This is a genomic window from Salinicoccus jeotgali, from assembly GCF_055379195.1.
The window spans coordinates 810,427-834,451 of record NZ_AP043830.1 but is presented as its reverse complement, the minus strand read 5'-3'; the positions used below and the strand labels follow the sequence as shown (position 1 = coordinate 834,451).

Sequence of the window (24,025 nt, the reverse complement as noted above, 5' to 3'; positions counted from 1 at the left end):
ATTAACCCGACACGCCATGACATTTATGTTAAATCTTATGGAATTAACTGCCAAAAAAAGCAGAACCCCATATAGGGTTCTGCTTTTTTTGTAGAAGTTCATATGATTTATATGACGTTTATTTTACAGTGAGGCATTTTTCGTAAAGACCATCTTCTTTCTTGATTCGGTTGATTAGAGTTTCACCGATTTCAGAAGGCGTATCAGCCGTTTCGATGCCACACGCGTTCATCGTTTTGATTTTTTCATCAGCTGTACCTTTACCACCGGAAATGATTGCACCTGCGTGACCCATACGTTTGCCTGGAGGAGCTGTCACCCCACCGATGAATCCTACGACAGGCTTGTTCATGTTTTCTTTGACCCACTCTGCAGCTTCTTCTTCTGCAGTACCGCCGATTTCTCCGATCATGACCACCGCTTCTGTCTCAGGGTCTTCATTGAACGCTTTCAGCGTGTCGATGAAGTTTGTACCATTGACCGGGTCACCGCCGATACCGACAGCAGTAGTCTGCCCGATTCCGGCTTCAGTCAATTGGTGCACCGCTTCATATGTCAACGTGCCGGAGCGGCTTACTACGCCGACATGACCTTTTTTGTGTATATATCCTGGCATGATGCCGATTTTGCATTCGTCGGCAGTGATTACGCCCGGACAGTTCGGTCCGACAAGGCGCGTCTTCTTGCCTTCCATATAACGCTTGACTTTAACCATATCAAGTACAGGAATGTGCTCAGTGATACAGATCGCCATATCCAGTTCTGCATCGGCACATTCGACTATCGCATCAGCCGCAAAAGGTGCCGGCACATAGATGACAGATACTGATGCACCTGTTTCTTTCTTCGCTTCTTCAACAGTATTAAATACTGGCACGCCTTCTACTTCCTGGCCACCTTTACCTGGTGTCACCCCTGCAACAATCTGGGTTCCATACTCAAGCATCTGCTTTGTATGGAACAATGCAGTTGCTCCGGTGATGCCCTGAACTAGTACTTTAGTATTTTTATCGATAAATACGCCCACAGTAGATTCCTCCGTTTTTATTTATTATTGACCGCTTCGATGATTTTCTTGGCACCTTCAGCCATCGTCTGTGCAGAAATTATATCAAAATCGGACTGTGCAAGGATTTCCTTACCTTTTTCAACGTTGGTACCTTCCAGACGCACAACCAACGGGATATCAAGCCCGACATTCTTGACCGCTTCCACGACACCTTCAGCGATGACGTCACATTTCATGATGCCGCCGAAAATGTTGACGAAAATACCTTCAACACCTTCATCCCCGAGGATGATCTTGAATGCTTCAGTTACTTTCTCAGTTGTAGCGCCGCCCCCTACGTCTAGGAAGTTGGCAGGCTCGCCGCCGAAGTGATTGATGGTATCCATTGTTGCCATAGCAAGACCGGCACCGTTTACCATACAACCGATATTACCATCCAGCGCAACATAGGACAGATCATATTTGGATGCTTCAATCTCTTTTGGATCTTCTTCATCCAAGTCGCGGAGTTCTACTATATCTTTATTCCTAAAGAGCGCATTCTCATCAAAGTTCACTTTCGCATCCAATGCGAGCACTTCACCTTCGCCCGTTGTGACGAGCGGGTTGATTTCCATGATGGAACAGTCTTTTTCAGTAAATACTTTGTATAGGGAGAGCATCAATTTAGTCGCCTTGCCGACAGATTCCTTTGGAATGTTGATGTTGAAGGCAAGTCTTCTGGCCTGATAAGGCATGAGTCCGACTACAGGGTCGATGACTTCCTTGAAGATTTTTTCAGGAGTCGCTTCAGCAACTTCCTCAATCTCGGTACCGCCTTCTTCAGAACCCATCAATACGACGCGGTCTGTTGCACGGTCTACGACTAGACCGATATAGTATTCATTCTGGATGTCGCATCCTTCTTCGATCAGGAGACGTTTAACTTCTTTTCCTTCAGGACCGGTCTGGTGGGTAACGAGCACTTTGCCGAGCAGTTCCTTGGCGTACTCCTTAACTTCATCCAGTGTCTTGGCGATTTTGACACCGCCTGCTTTACCGCGTCCGCCCGCGTGGATCTGTGCTTTTACGACGTATACATCAGAGTCCAGTGTTTTAGCTGCTTTCACTGCTTCCTCCGGTGTATAGGCTACACTGCCGTTAGGCACGGCCACGCCCATGGAGCGAAAGATTTCTTTCCCTTGATACTCATGGATATTCATGTTCATCCTCCTAAGACTTTTTTAACCTTACCCCCCAATTATAGAAAAGGTGCTCATTAAAGTAAACTGCATTCCAAAAATTAATATTTTAGTCGCATGGATTTCACCGGTTCAAATGTATGGCGGTGTATTTCGCAGGGGCCAAGTGAGTCAAGTGCGGCCAAATGCTCCGTTGTGCCGTATCCCTTATGGGCGGAGAATCCATAATCTGGATAAACTGTGTCGTAATGCTCCATATACAGATCCCTTTCTGTTTTGGCGAGCACACTGGCAGCAGCAATCGAGACGGAATTTGCATCTCCTTTTATGATTGAGGTCTCTTCAATTCCCATGCCGATGGTCATCGCATCCACAAGAAGATGGTCGGGAGCAGCGGCCAACTCATCAACGGCACGCTTCATCGCCAGACGGCTTGCCTGGTAGATATTGAGCCGATCTATCTCATAGACGCTTGCGGTGCCTATACCGTAGTCCGCCTCCGCGATGATTATCTCACGGAAGGCCATCCTTTTCTTCAGGGAAAGCTTCTTTGAATCATCCAGACCGGGCAGCATGAAGCCTTCCGGCAGAACGACCGCAGCTGCCACCACTTCCCCCGCAATGGGTCCGCGCCCCGCTTCGTCGACACCCGCAATATACTCAGCCTTGCCTTTTAGATTACGTTCGTATCGGCTCATATATTCATATTTTTCTCTCATCAGGGCTTCATTTTCCAGCCTCTTCCTATGGCGTTCTAATGATTTGGCTACCCCTTTCCTCGGATCATCACGCCATGGGGACCTGTTCAATTCATCAAGTGTTGTATAGTCTCCGAGTTCTGTTTCGATCTCTGATATCTTCACTGTGCATCCACCTTATCGAATGTATAGCGGCCAATCTTGCCATTTCTGATATCGTGGATGACCCGATTGGTCACAGCTTCATAGTTGATTTCATTTCCGCTTGACTTCATACCTCTAGACTTGCCTATGGCATCGAATACTGTGACGATGTCATCATCTTGGCTCGCAGAAATGTTGTAGAATGCATTAAAGCGCTCGGGGTCCCATTCAAGCAGGTGCTGCATGCCAAAGATTGCAACTTCATCAAGTGGCACAACCGTATCCTTAATTGCACCGGTCAAGGCAAGCTTCTTTCCTGTCGCCTCATCCTCGAATTTCGGCCAGAGGATACCTGGTGTATCCAGCAGCTCCATCTGCTGTCCGGCTTTGATCCATTGCTGCTGTTTAGTGACACCTGGGGTGTTCCCGGTCTTCGCTCCTTTCTTTCTGGCGATATTGTTGATGACTGTGGATTTGCCGACATTGGGTATACCTATGATCATAGCTCTTATGGCACGGCGCCTGATGCCTTTTTCTTCCATTCTATTGAAGTCCTCGGCAGTAGCCTTTACCGCCAACGGCTCGATTTTTTTGATTATCTGGTTATGGCGGCCATCCAGGGCGACTGGATATTTCCCTTCACTCTTGAATTTAGATAACCAGCGATCCGTAGCTTTCGGATCGGCCATATCCACTTTATTCAACACTACGACACGAGGTTTATGCTTTGTGATTTCATCCATCATGGGGTTATGGCTTGAATTTGGGATGCGGGCATCCAGTATTTCAATCACCACATCCACCTTCTTCAAATTCTCTTCCACTTCCCTTCTCGCTTTGGCCATATGACCCGGGAACCAGTTTATGCTCATATAAAAGCACTCCTATCTATAAATCTTCTATTTTATTTCATTAATTCATCCCTGTATTATATAATACAATCACCATTTAATAAACGACGGGAGGTGAGGGTCGATGATTTCGGTTGTAATTCCAGTTTTCAATGAAGCAGAAAATATTCCGGTGCTTGATGCAGAAATCTCATCAGTCATGCATGCAATCGAACATACCTACGAAATCATCTTCATCGATGACGGCTCACAAGACGCCACCTTGCCAAAAATCAGGGGGCTCTCCAACCCAAACGTCAGATTCGTTTCGTTTTCTCGTAATTTTGGTAAAGAGGCGGCTCTTCTGGCTGGCCTCAAAATGGCGCGGGGGGATGCAATCGTCATCATGGATGGCGATATGCAACATCCACCTTCCCTCATTCCAGATCTGATCAGGCCCTACGAGGCAGGATTCGATCAGGTGGTCGCCAAGCGCAACAAGGTGGAGGAACCGCTTTCCAGACGCCTGCCATCAAAGCTATTCTATCGCCTGATGAATGTTACGAGTACAGTGAAGCTTGTCGATGGAGAGGGTGATTTCCGCCTCATCTCAAGGAAAGTAGCTGATGCGATACTGTTGCTTAGCGAAAATAACCGGTTTTCAAAGGGAATATTCGAATGGGTGGGCTTCAATAAGACCGTCGTCGAATTCGATCATATCAAGCGGGGTTCAGGAATCAGTACATTCAATCCACTCAAACTTTTGGATTACGCAATCGATGGCATCAGTGCGTTCAATCATCGGCCACTGAGAAGCTGTTTTTATTTAGGGTTGGTTGTGCTGGTTATCTCACTCATCTATATATTGTACATGTTTGTTAATATTATGTTTAATGGCATCGATGTCCCGGGTTACTTTACAATCATTGCCAGCCTGTTGCTTTTAGGCAGTATCCAGCTGTTCTCGCTCGGCATCATCGGCGAATATGTCGGTCGTATCTATATAGAGACCAAAGATCGTCCAAAATATATCATCGAGACATCTTCAGACAGCGATCTCGCACAAGGAGGTCATCATGGAACTGAATAGTGATGTCAATGAAGTTCTCCGTTTCATTTTCGTCGGCTTTATCAACACCATCAATTACTATGTGTTCTACATTCTGTTGATAACGATGGGGGCACCTTATCTGGCGGCGCATCTCATAGGCTTCGCTGTAGCCTTCATCATTTCCTACTTCCTGAATTGCAGGTATGTATATAAAGTACGGCCGACATTGGCAAAATTCTTGAAATTCCCCTTGAGCCAGGTTTTCAATATAGGGCTCCAGACTGCTCTACTTTACCTGTTCGTTGAATCTTTCGGCTGGCCCGAGCCTTTCGCACCGCTGCCCGTACTGATCATCACTGTACCGCTCACATACATCATCACCCGATGGATCCTGAAAGATTAGGAGGAGTAAATTGAAGAAAATGAAGGCGCCTTTTTCAGCTATACGTCTCATCGTCCTCATCAGTGTACTATCGGTGCTATCCCATTCCTACCTCCTGTGGCGCTTCCTGTCACCGACTGACGATAAATTGAAGGTGTTCATGACGGGCGCCAATGATGGCCTGGAACAGATGCTCCCCATGCAGCTCTACCTCTATGAAAAATTCAAGGAGGGTACATGGTTCTATGACACCGATTTTGGTCTGGGTGGGGATTTCTATACGGATCTCGCCTACTACTATTCGACAAACATCATCCATCACATCAACATGGTTATGGTACGTGTGGCGGAGTTCTTCATTGGCTTAGATGTCGCAAGCATCGATTTTTGGGCTTATAATGCATTTTTCATTTCCATGCTGAAAACATTCCTGATCATTTATTTTACATACCGCTTTTTGAAATCGATCGGAAGCGCCCCTCTCCCTGCACTGGTCGGTGGATTTATTTTCGCTGCATCCCCCACCTATTTCAGGTTCACCATCTTCTGGTCCTTTTTTAGTGACGTCTTCATCTGGCTGCCCTTGACTCTTTGGGCAATCGAGGTACTCATCAGAAAAGGTCGGCCCGGGTTATTTATATTTGCCGTTGCAGCCACGATGATAAACAATTTCTATTTTGCCTATTATCAATTCATCATCGCCCTTGTCTACTTGGGCGTGCGTCTGTTATTCAAACAGAGAGGTGATGCTTCCCGGATTGATACATTGAAGCGGGCCATTCCGTCGGGACTACTCGGCGCAGGTATTTCCTGCGTTGCCTTCTTCCATGCTGTGCGGGGATTCTTCAACAACGATGACAGGGAATATGAAGTCACCGTACCGCTTGTCTCGGAGCTAGGATGGCAGGATAACATATTTTATGAAAACTATTTGATAATCATCCTGTTCCTCGCCATCCAGGCTTTATTCACCATGAAACTCTACCGTCACTATTTCTTTCGGCTATTTGCAGTGCTGACGATCGTCTTCATGCTATTTACGTTGTCGCCGTACGTCGACACTTTCTTCAACGGTTTCCAACAGCCCCAGAAAAGATGGCATTATATGCTAGTCTTCTTCCAAGCTGCACTGATCGCACTGTATCTATCAAAATTCAGGACCATCCCGCTCAAACAGTATCTCACAAGCCTCATTCCGGTCTATATCATAATTGCGCTGTCCGCCTGGATTAAAGGTGACATTGTGATTTGGGTGTGGATGATTCCGCTGATCCAGCTCCTGGGTCTCCTATTGTACTTCAGATGGGGAAGGAAGCCCCTGGTTCAGGTGGCGCATATCTTTGCCATCATCACCTTTGTCATGATGGTCGCCGCTTCACACACCGAGTCACAGATCTACCATGATGGCATCACCGACCGAAATCATCTGTTCTATATCAACAGTAACCACTACGCGAGTGATCTCCAGGAATATAACATCGACTGGATACAACAGAGGAAACAGCCTGAACAGAAGATAGACTACAAGGTCAAAGAACAAGATAATACGCCCCTATATATGGGCTTCAACGGCACCAGCCTCTATTCGAGCATCATAGACGGCGAAATCATCGACTTCTATTATAATGATTTGAAGGTCAATATCCGCTATGAATCCATTAGCCGCTACTCGACATTTCAATCGCGGAGCAACCTGTTCTCCCTCTTCAACGTCGATTATATGATGCGCAGCAAGGACCATTACGGCATTCCGCTGAAATTCTCACCCATCAAGGAGGATGGCACTTATACGGTATATGAGAATACCCTGCCACTTCCCTTCGTCAGGCGAGTCTCCCGCATCTATGACCCGGATGAACTGGAGGGCCCTCTAGAGCGTGAACGTGCCATGCTAAAAGGAATAGTGACCGATGCAAGGCCTCCGAATGCTTCTGAACCATCCCCTGAAAATATAATCGATGAGATAGAAATTGCACCACAAAATGCCTCCTACACTAACGGCATTCTGGATGTCCCTTCAGACGACGGCGGCTTCATGTTCGACTTCTCCAATATTGAAATTGCTGAAGAAAGTGATGTATATATTGAAATATCCATCGAACTCATGGAGCCAGTCAAACGGTTCACCATCGATGTTGATGGCTATCCGAATGAAAGGTTGTTTGCCACCAGCAAATACCGGACGTATGCAGATGACCTGCTCTACCGGGTCAAACTGGAAGATAAGATCCCTATTTCATTTCCAGAAGGCCGATATGCGGTGGACATTGAAGGCGTGTACATCGAAGATTATGATGTACTTGAGCAACAGAGCAGAAAAGAGTCTCCAAATTATACCGTAACCGAAAAGGAAAACTCCTACGTCATAGAACTCGACGATCTTGAGCCTGGTTTAATTACTGTCCCCATGATCTTCAGGGAAGGCATGACTGCTACTGGAGATGCTTCCGGTAGGTTGGATACATTCAGGGCGAACTACTTGATGACGGGCTTTGAAACGGGGAACGACAGTGTCATCACCATTTCCTATACCCCGCCGTATTACTGGACCACTTTGCTGGTCAGTATAATCTCACTGATCCTCTCCATTTTTTGGATTATGGCAAAGGAGTTTCGCAAAAAAGGCAAATAAAAAAGCCTGACATTGAATGTCAGGCTTTTTACGTTTTCTATCTGCGCTCTCTGATACGGGCAGCTTTACCACGCAGGTTACGCAAGTAGTAGAGCTTCGCACGACGTACACGGCCACGGCGTGTCAATTCGATTCTTTCGAGTTTAGGGGAGTGTACAGGGAATGTACGTTCAACACCTACGCCGTAAGAAATTTTGCGGACTGTGAATGTTTCGGAAATTCCACCGCCGCGACGTTTGATTACGACACCTTCGAAAACCTGGATACGCTCACGGGAACCCTCTACGATACGTACGTGGACACGGACGTTGTCTCCGGCCCTGAAATCAGGCAGGTCAGTCTTAAGCTGGTCCTGCGTCAGTTCATTGATTAATTGCTGTGACATGTTATCTTCTCCTTCTTCCAATTATCTTGCCGATCATAGCAGCGGATGATTGTGTATATGTGTGTTTCACACTCGTATAATATTACCACAATAGCCATCGTGTTTCAACGGCTTAAATGCAAATTATCGGACGGCCCTGATCACTCGAGCAGATCCGGACGCCTCTCCCTGGTACGCTTTAGGCTTTCTTCATGGCGCCATTCTTCAATCAGCTTATGATTGCCGTTAAGCAACACTTCAGGTACTTTCATACCCCTGTATTCGCGAGGTCTGGTGTAGTGCGGATGCTCGAGAAGCCCCGTGCTGAAGGAGTCCTCCTGATGACTCTCTTCGCGATTCAGCACGCCGGGGATCAGTCTGACTACTGCGTCCGTCATCGTCATGCTGGCGAGTTCCCCACCCGTCAGCACGTAGTCCCCGATGGAGACCTCATCGGTCACAAGGCTTCTAATCCGCTCGTCGTAGCCTTCGTAATGGCCACAGATGAAGACGATATCATTTTCTGTGCTCAATTCCTCAGCCATCTTCTGATCGAAGGGCCGTCCTTGCGGACACAACAATATGACCCGCGGGTCATCGAGTTCAAGGGATTCCATGGCATTGAAGACAGGTTCGGGTTTGAGCACCATACCCGCACCGCCGCCATATGGATAGTCATCGACCTTATTGTGCTTATTGCCGGAAAAATCACGGAAGTTGATCGTGTGATAGTCGACGATGCCTTTTTCTTTGGCACGGCCGAGTATCGAGGTGTTCAAGATGCCATCATACATTTCTGGGAAAAGCGTCAAGTAGTGAATATTCAATCCAACAGTCCCTCCATGGGATGGATGATGATATGTCCTGCCTCAAGATCCACCTTTTTTACTACGTCTTCGATATAGGGAATCATATATTCCCGCTCTCCTTTGACGACCCAGACATCGTTGGCCCCTGTTTCGAATATATCCGTAACAGTTCCGATCGGCTTCATGGAGTCTTCGAGCTTAGCTTCCAAACCGATGATATCTTTGTAATGAAATTCATTTTCCGCAAGCGGCAATTGGACTGCATCAGTTTCCTGCATCACTTCCTTTCCCTTCAACTCCTCTACATCATTGAGGCTCGATACCCCTTCAAATTGCAGCAGATGGAAATTTTTATGAGTACGATACTGTGCAATTTCAAAGTTTTTCCCATCTATTTCCACGATATTGCCTGGACTGAATCTTTCTTTTGAGAAGTCAGAGTCACTGAGCACTTTGACTTCTCCTTTCACACCATGGAAATTCACCAGCCGGCCTATACTTATTCTCATCATATCCCCCATTTCCTCATATATCTTGTATTAAAAAAGGCACACCGCGAGGTGTGCCTAGTCAACATCAACAAACACTTTCTTTGAACCGCCATGATTGGCATTGGCCATGATCGTGCGCACTGCCCTGATCATACGTCCGCGCTTGCCTATGACACGGCCGATATCGTCTTTATGGACGGTAATGCTGTAGGAGATTGCGTGATCGGTCTCTTCCTCAGCGATTGTGAGCATCTCAGGATGTTCAAGCACCGGCTCAAGAATTGTTTGAAGTAGTTTCTGCATCGGGACTATTTCCCATGTTTTGCATTATGATAACGTTCCATAACACCTTTTTTGCTCAGGATGTCACGTACCGTATCACTTGGTTTAGCACCATTCTGAAGCCATTCAAGGGCTTTTTCCTCATCGAGGTCAACAATGTTGTCCCCTTTTGAGATAGGATTGTATGCACCGATCTGCTCGATGATGCGTCCGTCCCTCGGGCTGCGGGAATCCGCAACTACAATGCGGTAGTAAGGTTTCTTTTTAGAACCCATGCGTGTCAGTCTAAGTTTAACTGCCATCTTATATTAACTCCTTTCGATTCCTGTATTATTCGTTTTCACTTTTACTACTATAACAGATGGTTAAAATCCTGTAAAGACTTTTTACTTTACGAATTTCAATCTAGAATGGCAGTCCCATGTTGCCGAAAGGATTTTTCTTCTTTCCTTTCTGACTTGTCATCTGCTTCATCATCTTCTTCATCTCACCAAATTGTTTGAGGAGGCGGTTTACTTCCTGCAGGCTGCGTCCTGAACCCTTGGCGATCCTCTTCTTGCGGCTCGCATTGATGATTGCAGGGTTTTCACGCTCCTGCATGGTCATAGACCGGATGATGGCCTGGACGTGATCGATTTCCTTGCCGCTCATCTGCATGCTGTCGAGGCCTTTTATCTTCTTGGCGCCAGGCATCATTTTAAGGAGTTCATCGAGAGGTCCGAGATTCTTCACCTGATCCATCTGATCCAGGAAGTCATCCAACGTGAAGCTTTGATCCTTTATCTTTTTCTCAAGCGCCTTCTGATCTCCTTCATCGACGTTGGCCTGCGCTTTTTCAATGATGGATAATACATCCCCCATGCCCAATATGCGCTGTGCCATGCGATCTGGGTGGAATGCTTCCAGACCATCCAGCTTTTCCGACATACCGACGAACTTGATCGGCTTTTCGGTGACCGAACGGATTGATAGGGCTGCACCACCCCGGGTGTCGCCATCCAGTTTAGTCAGCGTGACGCCTGTGATGTCGAGGAGATCATTGAACGACTCCGCAACATTGACTGCGTCCTGGCCCGTCATGGCATCCACGACAAGCATGATTTCATCAGGTTCTACAATGCCTTTGATATCCTTCAATTCATTCATCAGCTTTTCATCGATATGGAGGCGTCCTGCAGTATCGATGATTACGGTGTCCAGATGCTCATCCTTCGCATGTGCCATCGCCTCGGTGACGATCTGCTGCGGTTTAACCTGATCACCCAATGAGAACACAGGTACATCAATCTGTTTACCGACCGTCTCCAACTGATCGATCGCCGCCGGGCGGTAGATGTCGCCAGCTACCAGAAGCGGTTTCTTATTGAACTGTTTACGCAGGTGAAGGGCCAATTTACCGGCTGTTGTGGTTTTACCCGCACCTTGGAGGCCGACCATCATGATGACAGTCGGCGGCTTCTGGCTGAAGATGATCTTCTGGTTCTCGCCACCCATCAAGTCGGTCAACTCTTCCCTGACGATCTTGATGACCTGCTGACCTGGGGTCAACGACTGCATGACGTCCGTGCCGAGCGCGCGCTCCTTCACTTGATTGATGAATTGTTTGACAACTTTAAAGTTGACGTCAGCTTCTAAAAGGGCAAGGCGGACTTCACGCATCATCAGTTTGATGTCTGATTCCGATACCTTCCCTTTGCTCTTGATGCGGTCCATAGTTGCTTGAAGCCTTTCCCCTAAACCTTCAAAAGCCATAATATCTCCTCCTAGTCGAGCGCCTCAAGCGTCTCGAGAATTCTTTCTACATCGTGGGAGCGGTCCTCACCCAATATCTCACCAAGTTCTTTTATCAGTGACTGCCTGGAGATGAAATTCCTGTACATCCCCAAGTTCTTTTCATAATGTTCAAGCAAGTCTTTCGACCGTTTCAAATTATCATAGACTGCCTGTCTTGTCACATCAAGTTCCTCTGCAATTTCACTGAATGTGAAATCTTCCAAGTAATAAAGCTCTATATATTTCCTTTGTCTGCTGGTCAACAGCGTATGGTAGAAATCATAGAGATAGTTCATGCGCATGGTGCGTTCAAGTTCTTCAAGCACGTTCTTCATCATCCCCTTCGGCATTCGACACCATATCTGCAAACAAGCCGTAAACATAGTTCTCTGCATTGAATTCCTGCAGATCATCAAGCTGTTCACCAAGACCGACGAACTTCACCGGAATGCCGAGCTCATTTTTGATGGCCAGCACGATACCGCCTTTAGCCGTACCATCCAGTTTGGTCAGCACAATGCCGGAGACATCGGTTACATCCTTGAAGGACTTGGCCTGGCTTAATGCATTCTGACCAGTCGTGGCATCAAGCACAAGTAAAGACTCATGGGGTGCTTCGGGAACAACTTTCTGTATGACTTTCTTCATTTTGGAAAGCTCATTCATCAGATTCCCTTTATTTTGGAGACGCCCCGCCGTATCACAGATGAGGACATCAGCCCCTCGCTTCTTCGCCGCGTTGATTGCGTCGAACATGACTGCGGCTGGGTCGCTGCCCTCAGCCTGGCTGACTACATCGACATCCACTCGTTCTCCCCAGACTTTAAGCTGGTTGATCGCACCGGCCCGGAAAGTATCACCGGCCGCAAGCATTACATTTTTGCCTTCTTGCTTGTATTTGTGTGCCAACTTGCCTATGCTCGTCGTTTTGCCGACACCATTCACCCCGACGACGAGGATGACAGTCAAGCCCTCTTCCTGGATATTGACCGTTTCGGGAAGATTGTCATTACGCTCATAGATCTCCACCATTTTTTCGACGATCGTCTCACGCAGCTCCGAAGTATCTGTAATGTTATTCACCTTTGCAACATGACGCAGTTCATCCGTCAGTTCCATCACGGTATTGAACCCGACATCAGCCGAAATCAGGACTTCCTCCAACGCTTCAAAGAAATCCTCATCGACGGTACGATAGCGGGCCATGAGTTCATTGATTTCACTCTGGAACCTTTCCCTGCTCTTTTCGAGGCCCGCTTTAAATTTATAGCCTATCTGCTCCTGTTCCCATTCCTCGAATTCATCTATGCTTATCAGACCGTCATCAAGTGCCTCGGTCTGTGATTCAAGCGATTCATCCGAAAGATCTTTTACCTCATTGGACTTCGGTTGGAACTTGTCTTTCAGTCGTTTAAATAAGCTCACACCGTCTCTTCCTCTCTTATGTTTTCTTCATAATCCTTAAGATCTACGCTGATCAGTTGACTGACGCCTCGTTCTTGCATCGTCACCCCGAACAGCCGGTCGCTCTCTTCCATCGTTCCTTTACGGTGGGTGATTACAATGAATTGCGTCTCTTTTGACAAGGATTTCAGATACTGTGCGTAGCGCAGCACATTCGACTCATCGAGGGCAGCTTCCACTTCATCCAATATGATGAACGGACTGACCCGGACCTGCAGAATGCTGAACAGCAGGCTAATTGCAGTCAATGCCCGCTCTCCCCCTGACAGCAATGATAATGTCGACAATCTTTTGCCGGGAGGCTGGGCGTAAATTTCCACTCCGGATTCGAGGTAATCGTCTTCTATAGTCAACCTCAACTCCGCCTGTCCGCCCCCAAACATCTTCTGGAACACTTCACCGAAGCGTATATTGATCTGCTTGAAGGTTTCTTTAAAGCGCATTGCCACTTCGCCATCCATTTCACGGATCACTTCAAGTAGTGTATCTCTTGCCTCGAGCAGATCTTCTTCCTGTGTCTTCAGGAATTGATAGCGTTCACCCACACGCGCATATTCTTCTATCGATGCCAGATTAACTGGTCCGAGCTCATCGATGCTTTTCCTGTTCAAAGAAATTTTCATTCGTTTCTGATCGATATCCGTCAAATCCTGGTGTGTTTCTTTAGCTCTATCATACGTTATTTTATACGTTTCTGACAGATATTCAATCTTTTGTTCCACCTGGATATCAAGCTTCTCTCTTTTTGTTTTATGGGCGTGGAAAGTTTCCTGCAGTTCATCGCGCACCGGCAGGAGTTCGCGCCTGTCTGACTCCAGTTCCTCATATTCCTTTCTGAGCGCATATAGGACTGATGACTTCTCTTCTGCAGAGTGGTTGAGCGCTTCAACTTCCTGTGATAGGTAAGCACGTTCTTTCTCCAAACGCTCAATATCCATCTCATTCAGATCTTCACTGATCATTTTCTGCTGTTCCTTGGCTTCATTGATCAGCGCAGTGATTTCTTCCTGCTCTTCTTCAAGGCGGGAAGTTTCATCTTGTGCATGCCTGAGCCGTTCCTTTACTGCTGCTAACTCCCGGCTGGTGGCGTGACCTTCGTCAGTCAGATGCTGGAGCGTTTCCTTCTTATCTTTATCGGATGCATTCATCTGTGTGATGCGACGATTGAGATGGTCTAGTGAGACCTCGATCTGGACGATTCTCTCTTTCTTCTCTGCAGTATCTTCTGGGGCGCCCAGCCCTGAAAGTTCTTCCCTCAGAATCTTGATATTGTCCGCCCTCGCCTCAAGCTGATAACCGAGCCTCAGGATGTTGCCATGATATTTGTCTTTTTCTGCAGCCAGCTGCTGGCTGGTCTGGTCCAATTTGTTTTTCTTCTCCATCTGACTTGCCAAGTCGTCACCAAGCTGTTTCACCGTCGCCTCGATCTTCCGGGTTTTCATACGGTAGGCTTCCAGGCTCTCCTTTGTTTCCTGCAGTTCCTGCTGGTTCTCGATGATTGAGCCTTTAGTACTTTTGGAGCCACCGGACATCGCTCCGCCCGGCATGATGGTATCGCCACCCAATGTAACGATCCGCAGCCTATGGTTGATTTCAGAAGCCAATGCTGTGGCATCATCAATTGTCTCCACGACAAGTGTCGTCCCGAGGAGGTGGCCCACGACGTCCGCTATTGAGTCGTCATGAATGGCGATTTCCGACATGGTGTGCACCTTGATGCTTGTGCGCTCCAGTATGCCACGAATATCCTTATGGAGATGCCTTTGACGTATGGTGGTCCTTGGCAAGAATGTAGCAAATCCGGCTTTGGCGGACTTCAGTTTACTGATTGCCGCTTTGGCGCTCTGCTCATCTTGGGTGATGATGTTTTGGGCTTGTGCCCCAAGTGCCGTATCCAATGCCTTGACATATCGTTTGTCAGCGGAAACCATCTCCCCTACAGCGCCTATGATGCCGTCCAACTGTGCCCTATTCTTCAATGTGAAACGTGCACCCGGATAATATCCACGGTACTCATTATGCATGGCAGACAACATATCAACCTTCGACTTCTGCTGCTCGATATAATGTCTGGCTGTATCAAGCCTATTCTTCTCGTTGTCGTAATCTGCTTCGAGTGCTTTCAGTGCCGCTGATGCCGACTGCAACGCTTTATGGTTATCATCCATCTTCTTCAGTATTTTTTCATGGCGGGTTTTTTCCTCAGCATGCTGGGCGTTGTCCGTCTTCTGGAGATGCTCGAGTTCTACGACCCGCTCCTTTTTCTGGCGTATATTATCATCAAGCCTGCTCTTTTCGGATTCCGCCCGTCTGCATTCATTCTCAAGCGTCGTCTTTTCCACCATCAGATCATAGTATTCGTCCTTAAGCGTTTCGATTTCACCCGACTGATCCTGCAGAAGTTCTTTTTTATGTGCGGCGATTTCTTCTTGAGCCCCAGTCAATTCGTTGACCGCAGTGGAAAGTTCAGCAGCTTTCTTTAAGGATTCACGATGCTTTGAATCTATGGAGGCAGCGCGTGCCTGATGGGCAGCAAGGCGTTTTGACAGCTCTTCACTCGTCTGTCCTTTAGTATCCTTCCGTTCTTTATACAATTCAATCCGACCACTAGCCTGCTCCAATTTCTTTGTCAATTCGACCAGACGCCTGTTTAGCCCAGCGTTCTCCTCATCATGCCTATCACGTTGCCGGGCAATCTCGGCCATCCTTTTTTCCTTATGCTCCAATCGGCTGTGCATTTCTTTGATTTTAGCTTCTGACGATTGGAGACCCTCAGTCTCTTCATTAAGCATGGCCATAAGCGTCTCCACATCATATACCGTCACTTCTATGTCACTGTTGCGCATCTCCTCTTTCAGCGCCAGATACTCCTCGGCAGTTGCACTCTCCTTCTCAAGCCTATGCACCCGGCCTTCGAGTTCATGGATGATGTCGTGCACCCGGTCGAGGTTATCTGCAGTTTCTTCAAGTCTTTTTTCGGATTCCTTTTTGCGTAATTTGTATTTCATCACGCCTGCCGCTTCTTCAATGAGGCCTCTTCTCTGCTCCGGTTTCGCCTTCAAAACTTCATCCACTTCCCCTTGGGAAATGATATTATATGCATTTCGCCCCAAACCGGAATCGAGGAAAAGCTCATTTATTTTCTTGAGCCTGGTGCGTTCCTTATTGATGTAATATTCACTGTCGCCATTTCTGTATAGCTTGCGTGTAATGTGGACTTCATCAGCATCCATCTGCAAAGTTCGTGATGCATTATCCAATACAAGCCGGACATATGCATAATTCATCGCCTTGCGGTCTGCGGTGCCATTGAAGATAACATCTTCCATTTTGACACCTCTGATGGAACGTGCCGATTGTTCTCCAAGCACCCAGCGTATGGCATCGGTGATATTGCTTTTGCCACTGCCATTCGGACCGACCACAGCCGTAACCCCGGCATCAAAATTGATGTCCGCCTTATCGGCGAATGATTTGAATCCGTGCGCTTCCATCTTTTTCAAATAAACCATTAATCCTTCTCTCCATCATCAAAATTCTTAAATGCATATTCAGCAGCCTTCTGCTCGGAGTCCTTTTTTGAACGTCCGCTCCCTTTGCCTATCATGATGCCATCTGCAAAGACCGCAGTGACGAATCTCTTATCATGGCTCGGTCCGGTCGCTTCAATAAGGCGATACTCGACGCTTTGCTGACTTTTTTGATGCATCTGTTCCTGGAGCGCTGTCTTATAGTCCATTACAGCATTATAATTATCATCGCCTATTTCAGGGTATACATGGGCTTTTAGGAAGCTGACTACTGAAGCTGTGCCCTGATCCAGATATAACGCTCCAAGGAAGGCCTCGAATGTATCAGAGACGATTGACGGCCGTTCCCTGCCACCCGTCTTCTCTTCACCTCTGCCAAGCAGGATGAGTGGAGCCATATCCAGTTTCGATGCAAATACTACAAGTGATGGTTCACATACGATATTGGCCCTCAGTTTTGTCAAATCACCTTCCGGCAATTTTTCAAACCGGTTATAGATATAATCTGAAACCATCAATTCTAGTACGGCATCCCCTAAAAATTCGAGCCGTTCGTTATTATGGATCTTGTCCAGTTGAAGATCGTTTATATAGGAACTGTGCATAAATGCCTGGATATATAGGCTTTCATCATCGACGGAAATGCCTGTCCGATCGATAAAATCCGTAAACTTCCTTCTGAAATCTTGAAGCCTCTGCCTGGCATGCGGATCTTTATTGATCCGTCTTTCTATTTCATTGAAATCCATCTGTTTACCTCCATTTAATTCATTCTAAAGGAATGAGATATTTAATAAAAGATTTTATAACAAAAATAAAATCCACTTTGAAAGTGGATTTTAACATTATTTCGCTTCTAGTTTGTCGATGTAGTTGAGGGCGTCGCCTACTGTATTGATTTTCTCAGCTTCCTCGTCCGGGATTTCCATCTCGAACTCGTCCTCGAGCTCCATCACAAGCTCAGCGATATCCAGAGAGTCAGCACCGAGGTCATCTTTGAATGATGCATCCTTAGTCACTTTCTCTTCATCAATTCCCAATTTGTCGACGATTATGTCTTTTACTTTGTCGAAGTTTGCCATTATAATTCACCTCCCTCCAATATTATCACAGGGTTTACCCCATGTACATACCGCCATTTACATGGATTGTCTGTCCGGTAATGTAACGTGCCTTATCCGATGCCAAGAACATGACTGTTTCTGAAATATCATCGGCATCACCAAAGAATTTAAGCGGTATCTGTTCAAGCATCTTTCCTTTAACTTCATCGGACAATACATCAGTCATATCACTTTCGATGAAGCCCGGGGAAACAGAATTCACTGTGATGCCTTTTGGAGCGAGTTCCCGTGCGACGGATTTTGTGATGCCGTCTATCCCAGCCTTGGAGGCGACATAATTCGTCTGGCCCGCGTTTCCAATCGATCCGACGATGCTGGAGATATTGATGATTCTTCCACCTTTTTGGCGAATCATCGGACGTGAGACACTTTGGATGACGTTGAACGTGCCTTTTAGGTTTACATCAACGACTTTATCCCATTCGTCCTCTTTCATGCGCATGAGCAGATTGTCCTGGGTCACACCGGCATTGTTGACGACAAGGTCGATTGCCTTGTACCGGTCGGTGATGTCTTTGATCATCGCTTTGACTTCTTCATGGTCCTGGACCTGACATTGAATCGCCTCAGCTTGACCGCCTCCTGTTTTGATGGCTTCTACAACTGCTTCGGCCTTATCCTTCGATCCTGAATAATTCACGATTACATTGTAGCCGGCCTGCCCGAGCTTAAGTGCGATGCTTTTTCCGATGCCTCTTGACGCTCCTGTTACAAGTGCTGTTTTAGCCATTTTCTAACTCCTTTACATGTGCCATTGTATCAATATGTGAAACGCTGATCGAGCGGTCGATTTTTCTAACCAGACCACTCAAAACTTTTTTCGGACCGACTTCCACTGCCTCACCGACCCCCAATTCAGATGCTGTCTGAATCGATTCGGTGAAGCGGACAGGATGGGTGAGCTGATCGATCAGTTGGGCACGGATCGTGTCCGGATTCATCTCTGATGCTGCCGATACATTTTGGATGACCGGGATGGTTGGTGAAGCAAATGGGATATCTTTGATGAATGAAGCGAACGCTTCCCGTGCATCTTCCATAAGATACGAGTGGAATGCACCCGATACATTCAATTTCATCACGCGTCTTGCCCCATGTGATTTGCCCTGTTCGACAAAATCATCGATCAGGCTTTCATCACCCGAAATCACTATCTGATCAGGCGCATTGATATTTGCCGGCTGTATCTTTCTTTCATCATCCGACAATGAATCGCATAACTTTTTTAAAGGATCATATTCCATACCGATCACTGCAGCCATGCCGCCCCCTTCGCTCTGCGCCATAAGCTCACCACGCTTTGCCACTATCGAAATTCCGTCCTTAACCGTGATGACGCCAGCATGTACAAGAGCAGGTAGCTCCCCGAGGCTGTGGCCGAGTACAACATCGCCTTTCAGGCCTGTAGCCGCAAGTACCGCAAGACTGTGGGCAAATAGTGCCGGCTGAGTATACTGTGTCATGTTGAGGCGCTCGTCCTCTTCGAACATTATCGACTTCAGATCAAAATCAACGTTCAAAAAGACTTCATCCAGCAATGTCCGGCCTTCCGGTGACTGCTCGTATATATCTTTCCCCATACCTGCGTATTGGGAGCCTTGCCCTGGGAATAAAATCATCTTCTTCATTCGTTTCCCACCTTCTCTTTAATTTTGACGATTGCATCGGATTCAGCCATTTTTTTGGCTTGACGGATTGCCGAGACTATTGCTTCTGCATCACTTGAACCATGGGCCTTCAGTACGTTTCCATCAAGACCGAGCAGCGGTGCCCCGCCATATTGCCTGTAATCCAGAAGTTCCCTGACGGACTGCACATCCCTTTTTAGGATAAGGGCCGCCAACTTGTTCTTGGCATTCTTGAGGAATGCATGCTTGACTTCCCCCATCAATGCCTTGGCAGTACCTTCAATCGTCTTAAGAATTATGTTGCCCGTAAATCCGTCGGTAACAGCGATATCGACGTCACCTGAGAGGATGTCGCGTGTCTCAAAATTCCCTGTGAAGTTCAGGTCGCTTTCCTTTAGAAGCTTGAAAGTCTCCTTCGTAAGCTCGCTTCCTTTGTTATCTTCACTGCCGTTATTGACGAGGCCGATCCTTGGATTGCTGCGCTTTTCATTCTCACGCATATACAGATCAGCCATCACTGCAAATTGATGCAGATGCTGGGGTTTATTGTCGACGTTCGCCCCCATGTCCAATAGCATCATGCCATTTCTTTCACCACCGGTCGTCGGCAGCAAGGTGCCGATGGCGGGCCGTTCAATCCCCTTGATGCGTCCCACCACGAACAGTCCGGCACTCATCAATGCACCCGTGTTCCCTGCTGAAACACATGCATCCGCTTCTTTATCCTTCACTGCTTTACACGCACGCACAAGGGAACTGTCCTTCTTACGGCGTACCGAGCGAACTGGGTCATCATCCGATTCAATCTTCTGTGTGACTGTTATGAATGTCACCCTGGGATGGTTTCCCGAATAGGATCCTTCGAGCCCATACAGGAGAATTTCAAGGCTGTCATCCGCTTCAACAGCTTGTAGTACGCCTTTCTCTATCTCTTTTGGGGCATTGTCTCCGCCCATGAGATCCACCGCAATTCTAACCATCATATTCACCTTCACCTGTATAATACATTTCAAAACGCCCTTTAAAAACGAGGCGTTGTTCCACTTTGGATACTACTTGAATGGTGGCGATCCGACCATCCATATTTTCAACCACTGCCTTTGATATCACCTTATCACCCAGTTTGACGGGGCGTACAAAGTCGATATGGGCAGTTTTCGTCAACGCCAGCGGCTGATCTATGACAGCCACACATAAAGAGTTTGCCTGTGCAAATAGATAGTGGCCGCGGGCAATCTTGTTCTTTTTAAAGACATGGCCTTCCTCTGCTATAAACAGGGATAGGGCATGATCATTCAATTCAATGTCTATGATTTCACCGATGACTTCCTGCAATGACAGGCTCCGTATCTTATCGGTCTCTTCCCGTGCAACGTGCTTGATGCGCTCCCGCACTTCCGGGATATCGAGTTCCAGGCGGTCGAGCCTTATGGTCTGAATGCTGACTTTAAATATTTCAGCCAGACGCTCATCAGTCAAAAACGGGTCTGAAGATACCCTCTCAAGTAACAGTTCCTGCCGTTCCGTCTTTTTGTATTTAACCATATTCAACCTCGTTTAGTAGTTGGTACTAGAATCAGTATATATAAGTGCCTTGTGGATTTCAAACACTTTGTGGGCCTTTCAAAAAAAAGCACTGTATGGTTTATACAGTGCATGCTTCAATCTATTATCACAATCTTATTGGCCATATGGTTCCATAGTGTGAAATGTCTGGAGCTTGAGTTTCACAGCCGATCAGCGCGTAGCACTGACCGCCGCCACCTTTGAATTCCATACGGAATGATGCTCTACGAATTCAGATTTTCTGCGTACTCTATTGCACTTTGGCGTGCATGCTCAAGCACTCTGTAGTCTTCTGCCAAATCTGCAACCTTGAATTGGGGCAGACCGCTTTGGCGTACACCGAAGTAATCACCGGGTCCACGCATATCAAGGTCACGCTCACTCAGTTCGAAACCATCTGTCGTACTGGTCATGATATCCATCCTGAGTTTTGCATTCTCTGTCTTCGGATCACTGATGAGTACACAGTAACTCTGCTTGTCGCTCCGGCCGACACGGCCCCTCAGTTGGTGGAGCGTCGAGAGTCCGAATCGTTCCGCATTGAAGATCACCATGAATGTGGCACTCGGGACGTTGATGCCGACCTCTATCACTGTCGTTGAAACGAGTATGGGTTTTTCACCCGATTCAAATCGCTCCATGCCCTCTGCTTTTTCATCCGCTTTCATACGGCCGTGCACAAGCTCGACATCCTCTTCACCAAATCGGTTCTTGAACAGTTCGTGGATTTCCTGCACATTCTTCAGATCAAGCGTTTCAGATTCTTCTATCAGCGGTGCCACGATATAGGCACTGTGTCCTTTTTTGATTTCCTCTGAAAGTTGCTGAAGTACTTCATCGGTCTCTTCAAAGCGACGCCAGTATGTCTGTACCGGTTTCCGGCCCTTGGGCATCTGTCTGATGACTGAAATATCCATATCACCAAAAGCGGTTATGGACAGCGTCCTTGGTATGGGTGTTGCCGTCATGTACAGGACATTTTTCCTGAGTGCCTTATCATTCAGGCGTCTCCTCTGATTGACCCCGAAGCGGTGCTGTTCGTCGGTGATGATCAGCGACAGGCTTTTGAATACGACATCGTCTTCTATCAGTGCGTGGGTACCGATGATCAAGTCTATCCCGCCTCGTGCCAATTCCATGAGTATCCGGTCTTTTTCCTTGCGTGGTGTATTGCCTGTCAGTTTTTCGATATTGAGTTCTCCGGCGAATATTTCAAGGAAAGACTGATAATGCTGATTAGCCAGTACCTCAGTAGGCACCATCAACGCGGTCTGTTCTCCGATGGTTTTGACGGCGTAGCTCGCCAAGCCCGCCACAATCGTCTTGCCGCTGCCAACATCACCTTGGAGAAGCCGGTGCATCGAGATGTTCTGCTTAAGGTCCCTGCAAATCTCATTCACACTGCGCTTTTGATCGCCCGTCAGTTCAAAAGGCAAAGTGGCGATGAACGCCTTCAGGGCATTGATGTCATAATCGATGATGTATTGTTCGTTGCGTACCCTCTCCCGGCGGCGCTTTTCCATAAGCTGCAGCTGGAATATGAAAAGTTCATAAAATTTTATGGTCCGCCTCGCTTCGTTGATGTCATGCGGATTTTCGGGAAAATGGAGGTGCCACAAAGCTTCCTTGATAGACAACAATCGATATTTCCGCTTATATTCCTCCGGCAGATCGTAGATGAACCTAGCATCTTCAAATACCCTGGCAACGATTTTGCTGAATGTTTTTGAATGCATGACCCCGCCGAGGGGATACTTTATGCGATAGCCGCCGGAAGGATCGAATATCATCCTCTGACCGTTTATTTCAAGCCTGTTCCTATCGAATTTACCGGTGAAATTGACGGTTTCCCCAACAATCAGTTTATCCTTCAAATAAGGTTGATTGAAAAAGATCACTTTTATATTCAAGCCATCAATTTCGACAAAGACAGTCAGACGGCTTTTCCCCCTACGAAAAAAAGAGACGGTGGGTTCAGTCCTGACCCTCCCTGAAACGGTCACTTTATCATTATGCTTGGCATCATTGAGATTCATCACTGCGAGATTCTCATAGCCGCTCGGCAGATGGAACAGGATGGTGTCTGAATCAGTCAGTTCCAGTTCATTGAGCTTCTCATGTAACTTCGGTCCAACACCTTTCAGCTTTTCAACCGGCCGCGAAGACTTTGACACCCGGTAGAGCTGCATCATTACTGACCACCGAAAATCTCAGCTTTTAGCCGTTCTCCAGTCGGTGTACCGGCAAGTCCGCCACGACCCGTTTCACGAAGTGCGGAAGGCATGGTGAGTCCTATCTTGTACATTGCTTCCACCACTTCATCAGCAGGTATTCTGGATTCGATGCCGGCAAGCGACATATCCGCCGCCGTCAGAGCATTGCTGGCACCGGCTGCGTTCCTCTTGACGCAAGGCACTTCCACCAGCCCTGCCACCGGATCGCATACGAGGCCAAGCATATTCTTCAAGGCAATCGCAAAACCGTGACCGCTCATCTCAGGCGTCCCCCCTGCCATTTCAACAAGGGCAGCCGCTGCCATGGCACTTGCACTGCCCACTTCTGCCTGGCAACCTCCCGCAGCTCCGGAGATGCTTGCGTTATTCGCTACAACAAATCCGAAGGCACCTGATGTGAACAGGAATCTGACCATCTCTTCGCGGGAAACATCATGCTTTTCCTTCATCGCAAACAGGACGCCTGGTACGACACCAGCAGAGCCGGCGGTCGGTGTGGCGCATATCTTACCCATCGCAGCATTCACTTCATTTGTGCTCACGGCATGGGCGATGGCGTACAGAGTAAGGTCTCCGCTCAAGCCTTTGCCGCTGTCGATGTATTTCTTCATCTTTACAGCATCCATGCCGGTCAGGCCTGTAGTACTGGTTACGCCGTCAAACCCTTCTTCAACGGCATTCTCCATAACTTCAAGATTGCGCTCCATATCTTTATAGACGTCAAGATACGAACGTCCCGTCACTTCCATTTCCTGCTCGATCATAATGTCGGCGATGGCTTTGTTTTCGGCAGTTGCTTTATCTATCAGTTCTTCTATCGTCCTAAACATATC

The 24,025-nt window shown here is 47.3% G+C and carries 24 protein-coding genes; 3 read left to right on the top strand and 21 right to left on the bottom strand.

The window, feature by feature from the left end:
* Positions 1–118 precede the first annotated feature (118 nt).
* The 4 genes from sucD to ylqF form a co-directional block, all read right to left on the bottom strand.
* The gene (sucD, locus tag ACZ43I_RS04225; protein WP_344701374.1) at positions 119–1,027 is read right to left on the bottom strand and encodes a succinate--CoA ligase subunit alpha; all 909 of its coding nucleotides are present in this window, start codon (positions 1,025–1,027) and stop codon (positions 119–121) included.
* Positions 1,028–1,044: 17 nt separating this feature from the next.
* Positions 1,045–2,211 carry an ADP-forming succinate--CoA ligase subunit beta gene (gene sucC / locus ACZ43I_RS04220; protein ID WP_344701372.1) on the bottom strand — a complete coding sequence of 389 codons (1,167 nt, stop codon included), beginning with the start codon at positions 2,209–2,211 and terminating at the stop codon, positions 1,045–1,047.
* Positions 2,212–2,291: 80 nt separating this feature from the next.
* Positions 2,292–3,053 (bottom strand): ribonuclease HII, encoded by a 762-nt coding sequence (locus tag ACZ43I_RS04215; protein ID WP_344701370.1) that lies wholly within the window; start codon positions 3,051–3,053, stop codon positions 2,292–2,294.
* Positions 3,050–3,904 (bottom strand): ribosome biogenesis GTPase YlqF, encoded by an 855-nt coding sequence (gene ylqF / locus ACZ43I_RS04210; protein ID WP_344701368.1) that lies wholly within the window; start codon positions 3,902–3,904, stop codon positions 3,050–3,052. The genes ACZ43I_RS04215 and ylqF overlap by 4 nt, the downstream gene beginning before the upstream one ends.
* Positions 3,905–4,007: 103 nt before the next feature.
* Between ylqF and ACZ43I_RS04205 the strand changes: the two genes are divergently transcribed.
* Genes ACZ43I_RS04205 through ACZ43I_RS04195 form a run of 3 tightly spaced genes read left to right on the top strand, consistent with a single transcriptional unit; the run spans position 4,008 to position 7,927 of the window.
* Positions 4,008–4,952, top strand: coding sequence for a glycosyltransferase family 2 protein (locus tag ACZ43I_RS04205; protein WP_344701366.1), 945 nt, complete (start codon positions 4,008–4,010; stop codon positions 4,950–4,952).
* Entirely contained in the window at positions 4,939–5,316 is a 378-nt protein-coding gene (locus tag ACZ43I_RS04200) for a GtrA family protein (protein WP_344701364.1), read from the top strand. The genes ACZ43I_RS04205 and ACZ43I_RS04200 overlap by 14 nt, the downstream gene beginning before the upstream one ends.
* 19 nt (positions 5,317–5,335) lie before the next feature.
* Positions 5,336–7,927 (top strand): YfhO family protein, encoded by a 2,592-nt coding sequence (locus ACZ43I_RS04195; RefSeq protein ID WP_344701513.1) that lies wholly within the window; start codon positions 5,336–5,338, stop codon positions 7,925–7,927.
* Positions 7,928–7,964: 37 nt separating this feature from the next.
* Here ACZ43I_RS04195 and rplS read toward each other — a convergent pair whose 3' ends face one another.
* The 17 genes from rplS to sdaAA all read right to left on the bottom strand — a co-directional run bounded on the left by rplS (position 7,965) and on the right by sdaAA (position 24,022).
* The gene (gene rplS, locus ACZ43I_RS04190; protein WP_344701362.1) at positions 7,965–8,312 is read right to left on the bottom strand and encodes a 50S ribosomal protein L19; all 348 of its coding nucleotides are present in this window, start codon (positions 8,310–8,312) and stop codon (positions 7,965–7,967) included.
* Positions 8,313–8,452: 140 nt separating this feature from the next.
* Positions 8,453–9,118 (bottom strand): tRNA (guanosine(37)-N1)-methyltransferase TrmD, encoded by a 666-nt coding sequence (trmD, locus tag ACZ43I_RS04185; RefSeq protein WP_344701360.1) that lies wholly within the window; start codon positions 9,116–9,118, stop codon positions 8,453–8,455.
* Positions 9,115–9,609, bottom strand: coding sequence for a ribosome maturation factor RimM (gene rimM / locus ACZ43I_RS04180; RefSeq protein ID WP_344701511.1), 495 nt, complete (start codon positions 9,607–9,609; stop codon positions 9,115–9,117). The genes trmD and rimM overlap by 4 nt, the downstream gene beginning before the upstream one ends.
* 57 nt (positions 9,610–9,666) lie before the next feature.
* Positions 9,667–9,894, bottom strand: coding sequence for a KH domain-containing protein (locus ACZ43I_RS04175; RefSeq protein WP_344701358.1), 228 nt, complete (start codon positions 9,892–9,894; stop codon positions 9,667–9,669).
* Positions 9,895–9,899: 5 nt separating this feature from the next.
* Positions 9,900–10,175, bottom strand: coding sequence for a 30S ribosomal protein S16 (gene rpsP, locus ACZ43I_RS04170; protein WP_344701356.1), 276 nt, complete (start codon positions 10,173–10,175; stop codon positions 9,900–9,902).
* A 103-nt stretch (positions 10,176–10,278) separates the two neighbouring features.
* On the bottom strand, positions 10,279–11,625 hold the full coding sequence (gene ffh / locus ACZ43I_RS04165) for a signal recognition particle protein (protein ID WP_344701354.1): 1,347 nt from the start codon (positions 11,623–11,625) through the stop codon (positions 10,279–10,281).
* An 11-nt stretch (positions 11,626–11,636) separates the two neighbouring features.
* Positions 11,637–11,984: a putative DNA-binding protein gene (locus tag ACZ43I_RS04160; protein ID WP_344701352.1), complete on the bottom strand. Its 348-nt coding sequence runs from the start codon at positions 11,982–11,984 to the stop codon at positions 11,637–11,639.
* Entirely contained in the window at positions 11,965–13,071 is a 1,107-nt protein-coding gene (gene ftsY, locus ACZ43I_RS04155) for a signal recognition particle-docking protein FtsY (RefSeq protein ID WP_344701350.1), read from the bottom strand. Before ftsY ends, ACZ43I_RS04160 begins: the two co-directional genes overlap by 20 nt.
* Positions 13,068–16,622: a chromosome segregation protein SMC gene (gene smc / locus ACZ43I_RS04150; RefSeq protein ID WP_344701348.1), complete on the bottom strand. Its 3,555-nt coding sequence runs from the start codon at positions 16,620–16,622 to the stop codon at positions 13,068–13,070. The genes ftsY and smc overlap by 4 nt, the downstream gene beginning before the upstream one ends.
* A complete protein-coding gene (gene rnc / locus ACZ43I_RS04145; protein ID WP_344701346.1) occupies positions 16,622–17,389 on the bottom strand; it encodes a ribonuclease III in 768 nt (255 codons plus the stop codon). The genes smc and rnc overlap by 1 nt, the downstream gene beginning before the upstream one ends.
* A gap of 96 nt (positions 17,390–17,485) precedes the next feature.
* Positions 17,486–17,722, bottom strand: a complete 237-nt coding sequence (locus ACZ43I_RS04140) for an acyl carrier protein (RefSeq protein WP_344701344.1) — start codon at positions 17,720–17,722, stop codon at positions 17,486–17,488.
* 34 nt (positions 17,723–17,756) lie between these two features.
* Complete coding sequence (gene fabG, locus ACZ43I_RS04135) at positions 17,757–18,494, bottom strand: 3-oxoacyl-[acyl-carrier-protein] reductase (protein ID WP_344701342.1); 738 nt, start codon at positions 18,492–18,494, stop codon at positions 17,757–17,759.
* A complete protein-coding gene (gene fabD / locus ACZ43I_RS04130) occupies positions 18,487–19,392 on the bottom strand; it encodes an ACP S-malonyltransferase (RefSeq protein WP_344701340.1) in 906 nt (301 codons plus the stop codon). The genes fabG and fabD overlap by 8 nt, the downstream gene beginning before the upstream one ends.
* A complete protein-coding gene (gene plsX / locus ACZ43I_RS04125; RefSeq protein WP_344701509.1) occupies positions 19,389–20,372 on the bottom strand; it encodes a phosphate acyltransferase PlsX in 984 nt (327 codons plus the stop codon). The genes fabD and plsX overlap by 4 nt, the downstream gene beginning before the upstream one ends.
* On the bottom strand, positions 20,365–20,937 hold the full coding sequence (fapR, locus tag ACZ43I_RS04120) for a transcription factor FapR (protein WP_344701338.1): 573 nt from the start codon (positions 20,935–20,937) through the stop codon (positions 20,365–20,367). Before fapR ends, plsX begins: the two co-directional genes overlap by 8 nt.
* 245 nt (positions 20,938–21,182) lie before the next feature.
* Positions 21,183–23,150, bottom strand: coding sequence for an ATP-dependent DNA helicase RecG (recG, locus tag ACZ43I_RS04115; protein WP_344701336.1), 1,968 nt, complete (start codon positions 23,148–23,150; stop codon positions 21,183–21,185).
* A complete protein-coding gene (sdaAA, locus tag ACZ43I_RS04110) occupies positions 23,150–24,022 on the bottom strand; it encodes an L-serine ammonia-lyase, iron-sulfur-dependent, subunit alpha (protein ID WP_344701334.1) in 873 nt (290 codons plus the stop codon). Before sdaAA ends, recG begins: the two co-directional genes overlap by 1 nt.
* Between the last annotated feature and the right edge of the window lie 3 nt (positions 24,023–24,025).

Bases quoted from the DNA above. Each gene is read 5' to 3' on its own strand.
- ACZ43I_RS04140 (WP_344701344.1), bottom strand. From the start codon at position 17,722: ATGGCAAACTTCGACAAAGTAAAAGACATAATCGTCGACAAATTGGGA.
- rpsP (WP_344701356.1), bottom strand. From the start codon at position 10,175: ATGGCAGTTAAACTTAGACTGACACGCATGGGTTCTAAAAAGAAACCT.
- ACZ43I_RS04160 (WP_344701352.1), bottom strand. From the start codon at position 11,984: ATGATGAAGAACGTGCTTGAAGAACTTGAACGCACCATGCGCATGAAC.
- fapR (WP_344701338.1), bottom strand. From the start codon at position 20,937: ATGGTTAAATACAAAAAGACGGAACGGCAGGAACTGTTACTTGAGAGG.
- sucC (WP_344701372.1), bottom strand. From the start codon at position 2,211: ATGAATATCCATGAGTATCAAGGGAAAGAAATCTTTCGCTCCATGGGC.
- fabD (WP_344701340.1), bottom strand. From the start codon at position 19,392: ATGAAGAAGATGATTTTATTCCCAGGGCAAGGCTCCCAATACGCAGGT.
- ACZ43I_RS04175 (WP_344701358.1), bottom strand. From the start codon at position 9,894: ATGCAGAAACTACTTCAAACAATTCTTGAGCCGGTGCTTGAACATCCT.
- fabG (WP_344701342.1), bottom strand. From the start codon at position 18,494: ATGGCTAAAACAGCACTTGTAACAGGAGCGTCAAGAGGCATCGGAAAA.
- rimM (WP_344701511.1), bottom strand. From the start codon at position 9,609: ATGAGAATAAGTATAGGCCGGCTGGTGAATTTCCATGGTGTGAAAGGA.
- ffh (WP_344701354.1), bottom strand. From the start codon at position 11,625: ATGGCTTTTGAAGGTTTAGGGGAAAGGCTTCAAGCAACTATGGACCGC.
- ACZ43I_RS04195 (WP_344701513.1), top strand. From the start codon at position 5,336: ATGAAGGCGCCTTTTTCAGCTATACGTCTCATCGTCCTCATCAGTGTA.
- rplS (WP_344701362.1), bottom strand. From the start codon at position 8,312: ATGTCACAGCAATTAATCAATGAACTGACGCAGGACCAGCTTAAGACT.
- recG (WP_344701336.1), bottom strand. From the start codon at position 23,150: ATGATGCAGCTCTACCGGGTGTCAAAGTCTTCGCGGCCGGTTGAAAAG.
- ylqF (WP_344701368.1), bottom strand. From the start codon at position 3,904: ATGAGCATAAACTGGTTCCCGGGTCATATGGCCAAAGCGAGAAGGGAA.
- sdaAA (WP_344701334.1), bottom strand. From the start codon at position 24,022: ATGTTTAGGACGATAGAAGAACTGATAGATAAAGCAACTGCCGAAAAC.
- plsX (WP_344701509.1), bottom strand. From the start codon at position 20,372: ATGGTTAGAATTGCGGTGGATCTCATGGGCGGAGACAATGCCCCAAAA.
- rnc (WP_344701346.1), bottom strand. From the start codon at position 17,389: ATGGATTTCAATGAAATAGAAAGACGGATCAATAAAGATCCGCATGCC.
- smc (WP_344701348.1), bottom strand. From the start codon at position 16,622: ATGGTTTATTTGAAAAAGATGGAAGCGCACGGATTCAAATCATTCGCC.
- ACZ43I_RS04200 (WP_344701364.1), top strand. From the start codon at position 4,939: ATGGAACTGAATAGTGATGTCAATGAAGTTCTCCGTTTCATTTTCGTC.
- ACZ43I_RS04205 (WP_344701366.1), top strand. From the start codon at position 4,008: ATGATTTCGGTTGTAATTCCAGTTTTCAATGAAGCAGAAAATATTCCG.